Source organism: Methylobacterium sp. Leaf125 (assembly GCF_001423085.1).
Lineage (GTDB): Bacteria > Pseudomonadota > Alphaproteobacteria > Rhizobiales > Beijerinckiaceae > Methylobacterium.
In genome coordinates, this window is record NZ_LMNU01000012.1 from 116,108 (window position 1) to 129,094 (window position 12,987).

Genomic DNA, 12,987 nt, shown 5'->3' on the forward strand with positions numbered 1-12,987 from the left:
GGTCGGTGCGTCAGTTGCGGCGCAGGAGGCGCTCGAAGTAGTCGAGCTCCTCGCGCGGGCGGCTCGGGTCGCCGAGCTTGCGCCGCAGCTCCTCCATGATGCGTCGGGTGCGCTGCACGGCGGATTCGTCGGCCGTCGGCACCCGGGCATTGCCGTTGGTCATGTCGCGGCCCTTGGTCGGGCGGCCCAGGGGATCGTCGTCTCGGTTGCCGGCTTGGCCCTGCTGGCTCGGCTTCTCGCCGCCCTCGCCCTCGCCTTTTCCTTCGCCCTCACCCTCGCCCTCGGCCATTTCCTGCATCTGCTTCTGCATGCCTTCGGCGCCCCGCTTGAGGCCGTCCAGGGCCCGGCCCTGGGCGTCGACCGCCTCGCCGTCCTTGCCCTGGCCGAGAGCTCCCTCGGCCTCGCGCATCGCCTCCTCGGCGTCCGACAGGCCTTCCTCGCCCTGCATGCCGAGGTCCTTCATGCCGCGCTGCAGGTTCTCCAAGCGCTCGCGGAGGGCCTGCTGGCGCTGGCCGGCGCCGCCCTTCTGGCCCTCGCCCTTCTGACCCTGCTCACCCTTGCCCTGCTGCCCTTGTCCTTGCTGGCCCTGGCCCTGTTGTCCCGGTTGGCCTTTCTGGCCGTCGCCCTGCTGGCCGGGCTGACTGCGCTGCGGGCGCTGGCCGCGCGGACCCTGGCCCTGCTGGCCGCGCTTGTCCTGCCCGTCCTTGAAGGTCTCGTCGCGCAGGTCCTGCTGCTCGCGGGAGAGCTTGTCGAGCTCATCGGCCTGCTTGCTCATCTCGCGACTGTTGGGATCGGACTTGCCGCCGGGCTCTGCGGTCTGGAGATTCTCGAGGATCTCGCGGAGCTGGTCGAGGAGGCGCTGGGCCTCGGCCGTGTCACCGCGCTTCATGGCCTCGGCCATGTCGTTCAGCATCTTGTTGAGGTCGTCCGGCGTCACCGTCTTGGCGTTCGCGTTCGGCGGGCTCTTCTCGGCCTGGGGCTTCCCGTCCTTGCGCTGGCGCTCGGCCATGCCCTTCATGAACTTGTCGAGGGCCTGTTTCAGGTCCTCCGTCAGCTTCTTGATCTCCTCGTCCGGCGCATTGCGCTCGATCGCCTGCTTGAGGTTGTCCTGGGCGGAGCGAAGGCTCTTCTCGGCATCCGAGAGATCGCCGTCCTCGATCTTCAGCGCCATCTCCCAGAGGAGGTCGGCGACCTCCATCAGCGCCCCGTCGCTCCGCGCGGCCTTCAGGCGCCGCGAGGCGGCCTTGAGCCCGAGGAAGATGCTGGCCTGCGGCGTGAAGGTGTCGGGCGCGATGAGGAGCGCGTCGAGGGCGGTCTGCACCCGGCCGCGGCTGTCGTCGGGCGCGGTGATCAGGCGCCGGCGTTCCTCGGCCAGGGCGCGCGCCAGCGGCTGGGTGAAGACCCGCGCCGGCAGCGTCACCTCGGCGGTGGCGGTACGTCCCTCCTGCCCAGCTTCGTCCTTCACCACCAGGGTCAAGCGCACCCGGGCTCCGGACCACGGATTGTCGGTGAGGTCGACCAGGGTCTTGGTGTCGTGCTCGCCGGTGGCATCCGCCGGCAGGGCCAGGGAGACCCGCGGGGGCGGCACCAGCGCGCGGGAATGGGCCAGGGGCTCCACCACACCCTCGGCCGACGCGATGCCGTAATCGTCCTTGGCGCGGTAGGTCAGGTTGAAGGTCCCGCGGGCATTCACCTCGAGGGCGCCGATGCGCTCCACCTCGGGCGCGGTGTCGGGGATGGTCTCGACCAGGAGATGCTGCGTCGTGCCGCCCGCCGTCACGGTCAGGTCGGCGACGCCGCCGGTCAGCTGGAACCGGTCCTCGCGCAGGTCCGCATGGGGCGGCTTGCCGGGCAGGGCTTTCAGGCCGGCATTCGGCGTCAGGACGGCGTCGCCCTGGCCGGCGATCCGAACGATCAGGGTCGCGTTGACGGGCGCGCGCAGGCGCTGCTGCTCGCCGTTCATCGTGACGACCAGGGGCGGCAGCCGGGTGTAGAGGGGCGGATCGATCCAGCCGTCGACCCGGAAGGTCGGACCGGGCGGGGGCGGCGCCTGCCAGTCGAAGGCGCCGAGGATGCGGGAACGCCATTCCGCGCCGGCCACGAACAGGCTGGCCACGGCCGCGACGATCAGCCCGGCCCGCAGCGCGAAGGGATCGCGCCGCGCCATGGCGGGCCGGGGCGGCGGGGGCTTCAGCCCGGCCACGGCTTCGGCCGCGCGGGCCTGATGCAGCGCCCAGAGCGCCCGCGTCGCCGGGTCGGCGGTGCCGACCGCGAGGGTATCCTCGATGGAGGAGGCGGGATTGTGGGACAGCGTCCCGCCCTTGGCGGCGGCCGCGCGATCGATCCGCGCCAGGGCCTCGCGCCGGGTGTCGCGCCGCAGGCGGGCCAGCGGCAGGAGCGCCGCGACCAGCGCCAGGGCGAAGAGCAGGAGGCCGGCGACGCGGCCGAGCGGCGGCAGGTCGAGCCAGAGCCCGAGCCAGGACAGGGCGAGGAACGCCAGGATCAGCCCGAGGCCGCGCCACAGGATCGGCCAGGCGCGCTCCCAGAGGCCGGCCGCCTGCGAGCGGGCGACCAGTCGGTCGAGCCGCCGGCTCAGCACAGCACCGCCGGTGCCCCGCTCTGGCCCGTTGCTCGTGGAGGTCGCCGGGTCGGCCTCGCCCATCGTGTCTGGCTCCTCGCGCGTCGCATCGGCGTCGCGCTTCCCCGCAAGGCTAGCATGGTGCGGGCGCCAGGCGACGGGGTCAAATCATCCCAGGCCCGAATCCCTCTCCGGTCCGGCGACGTCCGGTCCATGATCTGAACCCGCCGCGTCCCTCGCGTGTTGCAGCCTCACGTTCAGCGCGTTGGAAGGAAGTCCGCCATGGTCGATGTGAAGCCCCTCGTCGATGCCCTCGTGCGCACGCGCCGCGGCCCGCTCGCCGCCGGTGCAGCCCTCGGCGGCCTCGCCCTGGTGGCGGGCCTCGCCGCCCGGGCCCTGCGCGGGCCCATCACGCCCGAGAGCGCCCCGGCGCCCGCCGCGCCCGTCGTGAACGAGGACGAAGCCCGGCTCATGCTGCGCGCCATGGTGGCCGCGACCCTGGCCGATGGGATGATCGACAAGGACGAGCGCCAACGCCTCGACGCTGCGGTTCAGGCCTCCGGCCTCGCCAAGGACGGCGCGGCCTGGCTGGAGGCGGAGATCGGCGATCCGGTCGATCTCGACACCATCACGGATGCGGTGAACACGCCCGAGCAGGCGACGCGGATCTACTCCGCGGTGCGGCTCTCCGTCCTGGCGGACACGCTGCAGGAGCGCGAGTTCCTCAAGCGTCTCGCCGAGGCCCTGGACGTTCCGGGCGAGGCGGTCGCGCGCATCGAGGGCGAACTCGCCGCTTGAGGGTCAGCCCTGCGGGCTGAGCCAGTCGGGCATCCGGTCGAGGGCGATCAGGTCCTCGTAGCTCTGGCGCGGACGCACGATGGCGGCCTCGCCGCCGCGCACCAGCACCTCCGGCACGAGGAGGCGGGAATTGTAGGTCCCCGCCTGGACAGCGCCGTAGGCGCCGGCGCTCATCACCGCGATGAGGTCGCCCGGGGCGACCTCCGGCATCTCCCGGGCGAGCGCGATGTAGTCGCCGCTCTCGCAGACCGGCCCGACCACGTCGGCGACGAGGCGCGGCGTCTCGGTCGTGGGTTCCTTCACGGGCCGCAGGCCATGGTAGGCGTCGTACAGGGTCGGGCGGATCAGGTCGTTCATCGCCGCATCGACGATGACGAAGGTCCGGCCCTCGGTGCGCTTCACGTAGATCACGCGGGTCACCAGGATGCCGGCGTTGCCAGCGATCATCCGGCCGATCTCGAAGACCGGACGCAGGCCGAGCGGCGCGAAGTGCGGGCGCAGGATCGCCGACAGGGCCGCCGGCTCCGGCGGCGGCGCGTTGTCGTCGCGGTAGGGGATGCCGAGGCCGCCGCCGAAATCGATGTGGTGGAGCGGATGCCCCTCCGCCATGAGGTCGCGGGCCAAGCCGGCCAGGAGGCCGGCGGCGTGGTCGAAGGGGGCCAGATCGGTGATCTGGCTGCCGATATGCATGTCGACGCCGGAGATCGCGAGGCCCGGCAGCGTTGCCGCCTGGGCGTAGACGGCCCGGGCCCGGCCGATCGGGATCCCGAACTTGTTCTCGGACTTGCCGGTCGAGATCTTCGCATGCGTGCCGGCATCGACGTCCGGATTGACCCGGATGGAGATCGGCGCCGTCAGCCCGAGGCTGGTCGCTACGGCGGACAGTTGTGCCAGCTCCGGCTCGCTCTCGACGTTGAAGCAGAAGATGCCGGCCTTCAGCGCCGCCGCCATCTCCGCCTGCGTCTTGCCGACGCCCGAGAAGACGATGCGCTGCGGATCGACGCCCGCCGCCAGCGCCCGGCGCAACTCACCCTCGGAGACGATATCCATGCCGGCGCCGAGGCGGGCCAGCGTGGCCAGCACCGCCTGGTTCGAGTTCGCCTTCATGGCAAAGCACACGAGGGCGTCGTCCTCGCCGAAAGCCTTGGCGAAGACCTCGTAGTGGCGCTCCAGCGTGGCCGTCGCGTAGCAGTAGAACGGCGTTCCCACCGTCTCGGCGAGCGCAGTCAGGTCGACATCCTCGGCCTGGAGACGACCGTCGCGATAGTGGAAGTGGTGCATCGGCCTGCCTGCGGGCATCCCGCCCGGGGATTTCGGGCCCGCGCGCGGCGCGTCCGGGCGGGCGCGCCTTCCCGCACGAGGCCGGGGAGAGGGCTGTGGTGACCCGCTTCTACAGCAGCGGATCGAGCAGGAAAGGCTCCTTGGGCACGACGTAGCCGCGCTTGGCGCCGCGGGTGGTCTTCACCGGCGCCTCGGCACCCGAGCCCGGCACCGCCAGGGTGTCGAGTTCATCCCCGGCCCGGACCGCGTCCGGCTCAGGGGTCGCCGCGCCGCCGCCGAGGCCGACGCTCTGGGGCAGCGCCCGCGGACTCGCGACGCCGGGCAGACCGGGGCGCGCCACCGAGCGCGCCGCGGCCGTGCCGGGCGGCGGCTCGAGGGCGCCACGCCGGCCACAGGCCGAAGCGGACAGCGCGATCAGGCCGATCGCGGCGATCGTCGACAGGGGGCGGGCAGGGAAGAACATCAACGCTTGCGATCCGTAACGCGATGGCGGGCAGCATAGCCGTTGCGGCTCGGCGATGCGAGCGAAACGGCTACGCTGTCCCGCGCGGCGTCGGGTTAGGCCTCAGCCCTTCTTCTTGCCGTCCGTCTTCTGGTAGACGTCGATGGCGCGACGGCAGTTCTCCGAGAGCTTGGTCCAGTTGGTCTGGAAGCACTTGTCGAGGGCCGGATCATCGGTGGCGAGATTGCCGCAATAGGTCAGGTAGTCGCCGGTGCAGTACTTCTTCAGGGTCTCGTTCCCGCGCTTCGTCTGAGGGGCGGTCGCGGCCCCTTGCGGCTGGGCCGCGGGCTGGGCGATCGCCGGGGCGATCGAGGCCGTGGCAGCGAGGAGGAAGGCAAGCGACGTGAGCTTAAGGGCCATAGGGGGCGCGGTCCGTCTCAAGAAACAGGGGAATGGGCGATCCGATGAAGCGCCGAGATGGTCGAAACATGGCGCGCGGATGGTCGCCGCGTGGTCAGGCCGCTTTCTACGCCGCGTTTTCCCGTCCGTGCAACGTCCGCGGCGTTTTCCGGCGCACATGACGCGCCGGGTTCGACCCCCGCATCGCGTTCAATTGGAGCGGGCCGGAATCGTGAACGCCGCGGCGGGCGGAAGCCGGTCGCGCTGCATCAGGCTGTCGGCCACATCGGAGATCCGGCGGCGCAGATCGGCGGCCTCGCCCTCGCGGCGCGCCATCACCTCGGCCAGGGCGTCCTCCGCCGCCGTGAGGCTGGCCCGCAGGGTCTCGCGCTCGGCGACCAGGGTCGCGGTCAGGTCGGGGACCTCGGAACGGGTCGCGGCGGGAAGGCTGGCGGCATCCGCCGGGGCAGGGGCGGACCGGGCCGCGATCAGGTCGTCGAGCACCTCCTGATGCGCCTGCTCGAGCACCTGCAGTGTGGCGAGGCCCAGCGCGGTGTCCTGTCGGGCCGCTTCCAGGTCGCGCTCCACGTCGCCGAGGGTGGCGCGGGTCGCGGCCAGGACCGCTTCGCGCTCGCTCAGCGTGGCGTCGCGCGCCTCGATCGTGCGCGTGAGGGCGGCGGCCTCCATGGTCCGGGTGCCGATGGCGGCGAGATCGGCGTGGCGATGGGCCTGAACCGCCTCGACCTTCCGCTCCAGGCGCCGCTGGGCCACGGCGAACTGCGCGCGCAGGTAATCCTTCTCGGCGGCGACTTCCGAGATCGAGAGGGGCAGGCGCGCCGCGATGCGGCGCTCCGACAAGCGGGCGGCCCGGGCGTTCACGGCCGGCAGAAGCAACAGGGCGCACAGGCTCGCGGCCAGGAAGCCGAGCGCGAAGATCATCACGGTTTCGATCACGCGGAAACGCTCGCTCAACACGCCGTGGACGACAATGACGACGGACCTGGCCGTCGACCCTCGTCGGCTTGTTTTAGCCCATGTCCCCCCGGGATGGGCAAGACGCGCGGGGACACACCCCGGCCGCCTCGCGAATCAGAAGGGATTCCAGGTCGGCTTCGCCGTGAACTTGAGATAGCCGATATTGATGCCGAGGCGGGCGCCGACCCCGGTACGGATCGGTACCACGACGATGTCGTCGGCGGTCACCGCCGTCATCCCGAAGCCGCCGACCAAGTAGGCGGAACCGTCGACGCCGCCGAAGCGGCGATAGAGGCCCGACACGGCGGGCAGGTTGTAGACCAGCATCATCGTGCGGTCGCCGTCGCCGCCGACGTCGAAGCCGATGGAGGGGCCCTGCCAATAGACGCGGCGCTGCCCGGCATTGCGGGTGTAGAGCGTCCCCTCGCCGTAGCGAACGCCGCCCACGATGGCGCCGGACGCTTCCTGGCCGAGAATGTAGCCGTTGGGCTCACCCCAGCGCCGGGTCGCTTCCTCCACCAACTGGGCGAGGCCGCGGGACATCGAGCCGAAGAAGCGGTGGCCGTTGTCGACCAGCTCCTCGGGTCGGAACTTGCCGGGCGCCCCGTCGCTCACCGCGAGGGCGCGGGACGAGACGCCGAGGAGGAGGGCGCCTGCCAACGCGCCGACGACGCTGCGCCGGGTCGCGGGCTCCTGCGATGGACGGGCGCGGAGGGCCCGATGGTTCGACGTCATGCCTCGTCCCTCCTGTCTGCCGACACCCACCCGAGCGCGCTATCGTCTTGCTAACCGAGACCGCGCTATGGACCGGGCTGTCATCCTAGAGACCGTTCCGGCCGGGGCCGGTGCGTCTCGATACGCGGCGATCATGATGCGAAACAAAGCAACATGTGGTTAACGCGCCGTCACCTGCTTCGCGTCGCCGCGGCCGGCGGGCTGCGCGCCACCGGCGCGCGCGCCGCGACCCTGCCGCGGCTGCCCGGGGGCCGGATCGCCCTCGCGGGGTTCGACGCCGTCAGCTACTTCCTCGACGGTCCCGAGGCGGGCCGACCGGCCTACGAGTTCCTCTGGGACAGGCGAACGTGGCGCTTCGCGCGCGCCGCAAACCGGGAAGCCTTTCGCGAAGACCCGGCCGCCTACGCGCCCCGCCTCGGCGGCTTCGATCCGGTCGGCGTCCTCGCCGGCCGCCTCGTGGACACCGACCCCCTGGTCTATGCCCGCCTGCCGGGGCCGGACGGGACGGACCGGCTCTACCTCTGCCGCAGCGACGCGCACCGGTTGCGCCTCGTCGCCGAGCCGCACCTCGCCGCGGAGGCGGAACTGCTTTGGCCGACGCTGAAGGATCAGATCGAGCGGAATATCCCCGACTGACCGCGCCCGGCGGTCAGATCCGGCGCTCGTCCTGCGGCGCGTGCCGCTCGGCGGGACGCGTGGAGGGACTGCGCTCGGGCAGGACGAGGTTGGCCGCGTAGCTCGCGTCGCCCAGGGCGGCGAAGGGGCCGTTGCGGTAGTTCCGGGTGTAATGGCCGTAGGTCATCGGCCGGCCGGCGGGCGCCACGACGCAGCCACCCGCCACGGTGAGGATGTGGTCGCCGGCCGCCGTATCCCATTCCATGGTCGGGCCGCAGCGCACGTAGATGTCGGCCTCGCCGGCGGCGATGAGGCAGAACTTCAGGGCCGAGGCCGCCGAGCGGGTCGCCTCGACCCGGAGCGCACCGAGACAGGCCTCGGTCTCGGTGTCGCCGTGCCGGTTGCTGCGCAGGGCCACCAGTCCCTGGTCCGGCCTCGGGCGCACCGCGATCGGCAGGCGCTCACCGAGATGTCCGTCCCGGATCTCCGCCTCGTAAGCCTGCCCGCCCGCACCCCAGACCCGGTTGAGGCCGGGGGCGGCCAGGGCCGCCGCGATCGGGCGGTCGCCCGCAATCAGGCCGATATTGACGCTGTATTCCGCGTTGCCGGCGAGGAAGTCCCGGGTGCCGTCGAGGGGATCGACCAGGAAGAAGAGCTGCGCCGGCGGCTGGTCGTAGGACGATTCCTCGGCGATCACGGGAATGCCCGGCCAGTATCGGGCCAGTTCCGCCAGGATGAAGTCCTCGGATTCGGCATCCGCCTGACTTGCCGGCGAGCCGTCGGGCTTGAGCACGTGCGGACAGTCGCCCCCGTGATGCCGCTTCAGGATCTCGCCCGCCCGGCAGGCAATTTCCATCAAGGTAGCCGCAATACGGTCGCGCGTCGGCGCATCGATCGACATGATGGGCACTATGATGCCCGCGCCACCGGCCCTTGTCGACCCGGATCGCGAACGGCCCGGGTGCTTTTCAAAGCTTCCGGCGCCGTCTATCGGTGCCGTTCACGACCGGACGCGGCCCCGAAACGCCTGCGCGGAGCGCACCATGACCCCCCTCAATCTCGACGCCCTCGATCTGTCCGCCCTCCTGTGCTCACGGGTCTGCCACGACGTGATCAGCCCCGTCGGCGCGATCGTGAACGGACTGGAGGTCCTGGAGGACGAGAGCGACACCTCCATGCGCGAATTCGCCCTGGAGCTGATCGCCAAGAGCGCGCGCCAGGCCTCGGCCCGCCTGCAATTCGCCCGCATCGCCTTCGGCGCCGCCGGCTCGGCGGGTGCGTCCATCGACCTCGCCGACGCCGAGAAGGTGTCGCGCGGGATGTTCGTCGACGACAAGACGCAGCTCGCCTGGAGCGCACCGCAGGCGCTCTACCCGAAGAACAAGGTCAAGCTCCTGCTCAACCTCGTGATGATCGCCCAGAGCGCGATCCCGCGCGGCGGTCTCATCGACGTGGTGGTGCAGGGCGACGGCGAGGCGCCGAGCCTCGTGCTCAAGAGCAAGGGCTCGCACGCCCGCATCCCGGCCCACGTGGAAGATATGATCGCCGGGACGCCCGAGAACGGCACCGTGGACGCGCACGGCATCCTGCCGTTCTATGCCGGCCTCGTCGCCCGCGCGGCGGCGATGGACGTGCGCTTCGCGATCGAGGGCGACACCGTGACCATCACGGCGACCCCGACGGCCGCCGCGATCCCGGAGGCGCCGGCCCAGGCGCCCGCGGAGCCGGAGGCCGATCGTCCGTCGGATTCGGAGCCGCCGGAGACGGCGCTGGCCTGACCCGAGGAACGTTTCGGCTCATCGACGGGAGATCGACGAATATTGTCGCGATCTCCCGCTTTATCGTCCGCGGTGAAACCCTTCCCTAACCGGTTAGGGGGCAAAGTCGGTCCTGCACAGACTGTAGTGCGCGTATGGACTGAGTACCCGTCATGGACGACTTGTTGCGTGAGTTCCTGACCGAGAGTGCCGAGCACCTCGACACGGTCGATGCCGAGCTCGTCCGGTTCGAACAGGATCCGAACAATCAGACGATCCTGCGGAACATCTTCCGCCTCGTCCATACCATCAAGGGCACCTGCGGGTTCCTCGGCCTTCCGCGCCTGGAAGCCCTGGCGCACGCCGCCGAGACCCTGATGGGTCAGTTCCGCGACGGCATGCCGGTCACCGGCCCCGCGGTCAGCCTCATCCTCGTCACCCTCGACCGCCTCAAGGCGATCCTGGGCGACCTCGAGGCCACCGGCTCCGAGCCGGCCGGCAGCGACGATGATCTCATCGGCGCCCTGGAGGAGATGGCCTCCGCCCCGATCGCTCCCGCCGCGCCCGCCCCCGCGCCCGTCGCGGACATTAAGCTGCCCGATCCGGTCGTGCGCGAACTGAAGCCCGGCGAAGTCACCCTCGAGGATCTCGAGCGCGCCTTCATGGAGGCCGAGGGTCCCGATCCGTTCGACGTCGCTCCCGCTCCCGCACCGGAGCCGGTCGCCGCCGTGGCACCCGAGCCGGTGCGCGAGGCGCCCGCCCCGATGCCCGTGAAGGCCCACGAGGCACCCGCGAAATCCGCCGATGCGCCTGCCGCCCCCGAGGGCGAGGGCGGCATCGCGAAGGTCCAGACCATTCGCGTCAACGTCGACACCCTCGAACACCTGATGACGATGGTGTCCGAGCTGGTGCTGACCCGCAACCAGCTCCTCGAGATCGCCCGCCGGCACGACGACTCGACCTACAAGGTTCCGCTCCAGCGCCTCAGCCACGTGACGGCCGAGCTGCAGGAGGGCGTCATGAAGACGCGCATGCAGCCCATCGGCAACGCATGGCAGAAGCTGCCGCGCGTGGTGCGCGACCTGTCGTCGGAACTCGGCAAGCAGATCGAGCTCGTGATGAGCGGCGCCGAGACCGAACTCGACCGCCAGGTCCTCGAGGTCATCAAGGACCCGCTCACCCACATGGTGCGCAACTCGGCCGATCACGGCATCGAGTCGGCCGCCGACCGCAAGGCCTCCGGCAAGCCGCTGCGCGGCACGATCCGCCTCTCCGCCTACCATGAGGGCGGCACGATCACGATCGAGATCGCCGATGACGGCAAGGGCCTCGATCTGGCCGCCATCCGCCGCAAGGCCGTCGAGCGCAAGATCGCGAGCCAGGCCGAGGTCGAGCGGATGACCGACGCCCAGGTGGCGAAGTTCATCTTCCATCCGGGCTTCTCGACCGCCGCCGCCATCACCTCGGTCTCCGGCCGCGGCGTCGGCATGGACGTGGTCAAGACCAACATCGAGCTCATCGGCGGTGTCATCGACATCAACACGCAGCTCGGCCGCGGCACCACCTTCACCATCAAGATCCCGCTCACCCTGGCGATCATCGCCGCCCTCATCGTCAAGGCCGGCGAGCAGCGCTTCGCGGTGCCGCAGGTGGCGGTGCTCGAACTGGTGCGGGTCGACAAGGCGACGGCGCAGAAGGTGGAGCGCATCAACGGCTCCCCGGTGCTGCGCCTGCGCGAGCGCCTCCTGCCGATCGTCACCCTCACGGGCGTGCTCGGCCAGGACCAGGCCGCCGATGCCGTCGATTCCGGCTTCGTGGTGGTCGCCCAGGTCGGCCGCCAGCGCTTCGGCATCCTCGTCGACGAGGTCTTCCACACGGAGGAGATCGTCGTGAAGCCGATGTCCTCCAAGCTGCGCCACCTGCCGCTTTTCGCCGGCAACACCATCCTGGGCGACGGCGCCGTGGTGCTGATCGTCGATCCGAACGGCATCGCCCAGCAGGTCAGCCAGGGCTCGCAGTCCGGCGCCATCCCGGTCGAGGCCGAGGTCGAGGAGGTCGAGGCGGCTGACGCCAAGGCGACGCTCCTCGTCTTCAAGGGCGGTGCCGGCAGCTACAAGGCGGTGCCACTCTCCCTGGTCACCCGCCTGGAAGAAATTGAATCGGCCAAGGTCGAGTGGGTCGGCGGCCGTCCGCTGATCCAGTACCGCGGCCGCCTGATGCCGCTGGTCCCCGCCGATCCGTCGATCGAGATCCGCACCTCCGGCACCCAGGCCCTGGTGGTGTTCTCCGACGGCGAGCGCGCCATGGGCCTCGTGGTCGACGAGATCGTCGACATCGTCGAGGAACGCCTCGACGTCGAGATCTCCGCCGACCGCTCGGACCTCATCGGCTCCGCCGTCCTGCGCGGCCGCGCCACCGAGATCATCAACATCGCCCACTTCCTGCCGCTCGCCTACGACGACTGGGCGCGGGGCCCCAAGAAGACGGTCAAGCGCAGCTCGACGCTCCTCCTGGTCGACGACTCGGCCTTCTTCCGCGAGATGCTGAGCCCGGTCCTGAAGGCCGCCGGCTACAGCGTGATCACCGCGGCCAGCGCCGATGAGGCGGTGGCGACCCTGCTCTCCAACGGCCGGATCGACGTGGTGGTGTGCGACCTCGAGATGCCGGGCCGCAACGGCTTCGACCTCGTGGGCGCCATGCGCAAGGTGGAAGGCCGCGTCGCCGGGCTTCCCGTCATCGGCCTCTCCGGCACCATCGGGGCCGAGGCCATCGAGCGGGCGCGGACGCTCGGGATCGCCGACCTCGTGGCGAAGTTCGACCGCAGCGGCCTGATCTCGGCCCTGGCCGAGCTCGACGTCGCCAGCCTCGCCGTCGCCGCCTGACCGGCCCGCCCCCTTCGGAGTCCACGCCCATGATGCAGGCCGCCAACACCAACGCCGCGGAAACCGTCGGCACCCACGACTTCGTCACCGTGTTCGTCGGCGAGACCATGTTCGGTCTCGCCATCGACCGGGTCCACGACGTCTTCATCCCCGCCGGCGTGACGCCGGTGCCGCTCGCCCCGCCGGAGATCGTCGGGCTGCTCAACCTGCGCGGTCGCGTCGTCACCGCCCTGTGCCTGCGCCGCCGCCTCAGCATGGCGCCCCGCACCGGGGACAGCGCCCAGATGGCGATCGGCCTGGAACAGGGTGGCGAGACCTTCGCCCTCATCGTCGACGGCGTCGGCGAGGTGCTCAAGCTCGGGGCCGAAACCCACGAGCCGGTGCCGATCAACCTCGATGCCCGCTGGCGCGACCTCACCCTCGGCGTCCATCGCCTCGACGGCCGCCTCCTCGTCATCCTCGACGTCGATGCGCTCCTCGCCTTCGGGACGAACGCCCGCACCGCCGGCGCGGCCTGAGCCCCAT

General features: G+C 71.1%; 12 protein-coding genes. 5 read left to right on the forward strand and 7 right to left on the reverse strand.

Annotation, left to right across the window (positions count from 1 at the left end; translation table 11 throughout):
• Positions 1–10: 10 nt before the first annotated feature.
• Positions 11–2,662 carry a TIGR02302 family protein gene (locus ASF58_RS11790; protein ID WP_055952009.1) on the reverse strand — a complete coding sequence of 884 codons (2,652 nt, stop codon included), beginning with the start codon at positions 2,660–2,662 and terminating at the stop codon, positions 11–13.
• 198 nt (positions 2,663–2,860) lie between these two features.
• Between ASF58_RS11790 and ASF58_RS11795 the strand changes: the two genes are divergently transcribed.
• Positions 2,861–3,376 carry a DUF533 domain-containing protein gene (locus ASF58_RS11795; RefSeq protein ID WP_055952012.1) on the forward strand — a complete coding sequence of 172 codons (516 nt, stop codon included), beginning with the start codon at positions 2,861–2,863 and terminating at the stop codon, positions 3,374–3,376.
• Positions 3,377–3,379: 3 nt separating this feature from the next.
• Here the strand turns inward: ASF58_RS11795 and lysA are convergent, their stop codons facing one another.
• The 5 genes from lysA to ASF58_RS11820 form a co-directional block, all read right to left on the reverse strand.
• Positions 3,380–4,657 carry a diaminopimelate decarboxylase gene (gene lysA / locus ASF58_RS11800; RefSeq protein ID WP_055952015.1) on the reverse strand — a complete coding sequence of 426 codons (1,278 nt, stop codon included), beginning with the start codon at positions 4,655–4,657 and terminating at the stop codon, positions 3,380–3,382.
• A 109-nt stretch (positions 4,658–4,766) separates the two neighbouring features.
• Positions 4,767–5,120 carry a hypothetical protein gene (locus ASF58_RS11805; RefSeq protein WP_055952018.1) on the reverse strand — a complete coding sequence of 118 codons (354 nt, stop codon included), beginning with the start codon at positions 5,118–5,120 and terminating at the stop codon, positions 4,767–4,769.
• A gap of 102 nt (positions 5,121–5,222) precedes the next feature.
• Positions 5,223–5,519, reverse strand: a complete 297-nt coding sequence (locus ASF58_RS11810) for a hypothetical protein (protein ID WP_055952021.1) — start codon at positions 5,517–5,519, stop codon at positions 5,223–5,225.
• 189 nt (positions 5,520–5,708) lie between these two features.
• The gene (locus ASF58_RS11815; RefSeq protein ID WP_055953664.1) at positions 5,709–6,452 is read right to left on the reverse strand and encodes a hypothetical protein; all 744 of its coding nucleotides are present in this window, start codon (positions 6,450–6,452) and stop codon (positions 5,709–5,711) included.
• Positions 6,453–6,587: 135 nt separating this feature from the next.
• Positions 6,588–7,208 carry a DUF1134 domain-containing protein gene (locus ASF58_RS11820; RefSeq protein WP_055952024.1) on the reverse strand — a complete coding sequence of 207 codons (621 nt, stop codon included), beginning with the start codon at positions 7,206–7,208 and terminating at the stop codon, positions 6,588–6,590.
• 153 nt (positions 7,209–7,361) lie between these two features.
• On the opposite strand from ASF58_RS11820, the gene ASF58_RS11825 reads away from it, so the two are divergent.
• Complete coding sequence (locus ASF58_RS11825; RefSeq protein WP_082513010.1) at positions 7,362–7,844, forward strand: hypothetical protein; 483 nt, start codon at positions 7,362–7,364, stop codon at positions 7,842–7,844.
• A 13-nt stretch (positions 7,845–7,857) separates the two neighbouring features.
• On the opposite strand, the gene ASF58_RS11830 is transcribed toward ASF58_RS11825, so the two are convergent.
• Complete coding sequence (locus ASF58_RS11830) at positions 7,858–8,724, reverse strand: 3'(2'),5'-bisphosphate nucleotidase CysQ (protein ID WP_055952027.1); 867 nt, start codon at positions 8,722–8,724, stop codon at positions 7,858–7,860.
• A 142-nt stretch (positions 8,725–8,866) separates the two neighbouring features.
• Between ASF58_RS11830 and ASF58_RS11835 the strand changes: the two genes are divergently transcribed.
• The 3 genes from ASF58_RS11835 to ASF58_RS11845 all read left to right on the forward strand — a co-directional run bounded on the left by ASF58_RS11835 (position 8,867) and on the right by ASF58_RS11845 (position 12,980).
• The gene (locus tag ASF58_RS11835) at positions 8,867–9,601 is read left to right on the forward strand and encodes a histidine phosphotransferase family protein (RefSeq protein WP_055952030.1); all 735 of its coding nucleotides are present in this window, start codon (positions 8,867–8,869) and stop codon (positions 9,599–9,601) included.
• Positions 9,602–9,753: 152 nt separating this feature from the next.
• On the forward strand, positions 9,754–12,462 hold the full coding sequence (locus tag ASF58_RS11840; protein WP_055952033.1) for a hybrid sensor histidine kinase/response regulator: 2,709 nt from the start codon (positions 9,754–9,756) through the stop codon (positions 12,460–12,462).
• A 32-nt stretch (positions 12,463–12,494) separates the two neighbouring features.
• The gene (locus ASF58_RS11845) at positions 12,495–12,980 is read left to right on the forward strand and encodes a chemotaxis protein CheW (RefSeq protein ID WP_055953670.1); all 486 of its coding nucleotides are present in this window, start codon (positions 12,495–12,497) and stop codon (positions 12,978–12,980) included.
• The last annotated feature ends 7 nt before the right edge of the window (positions 12,981–12,987 follow it).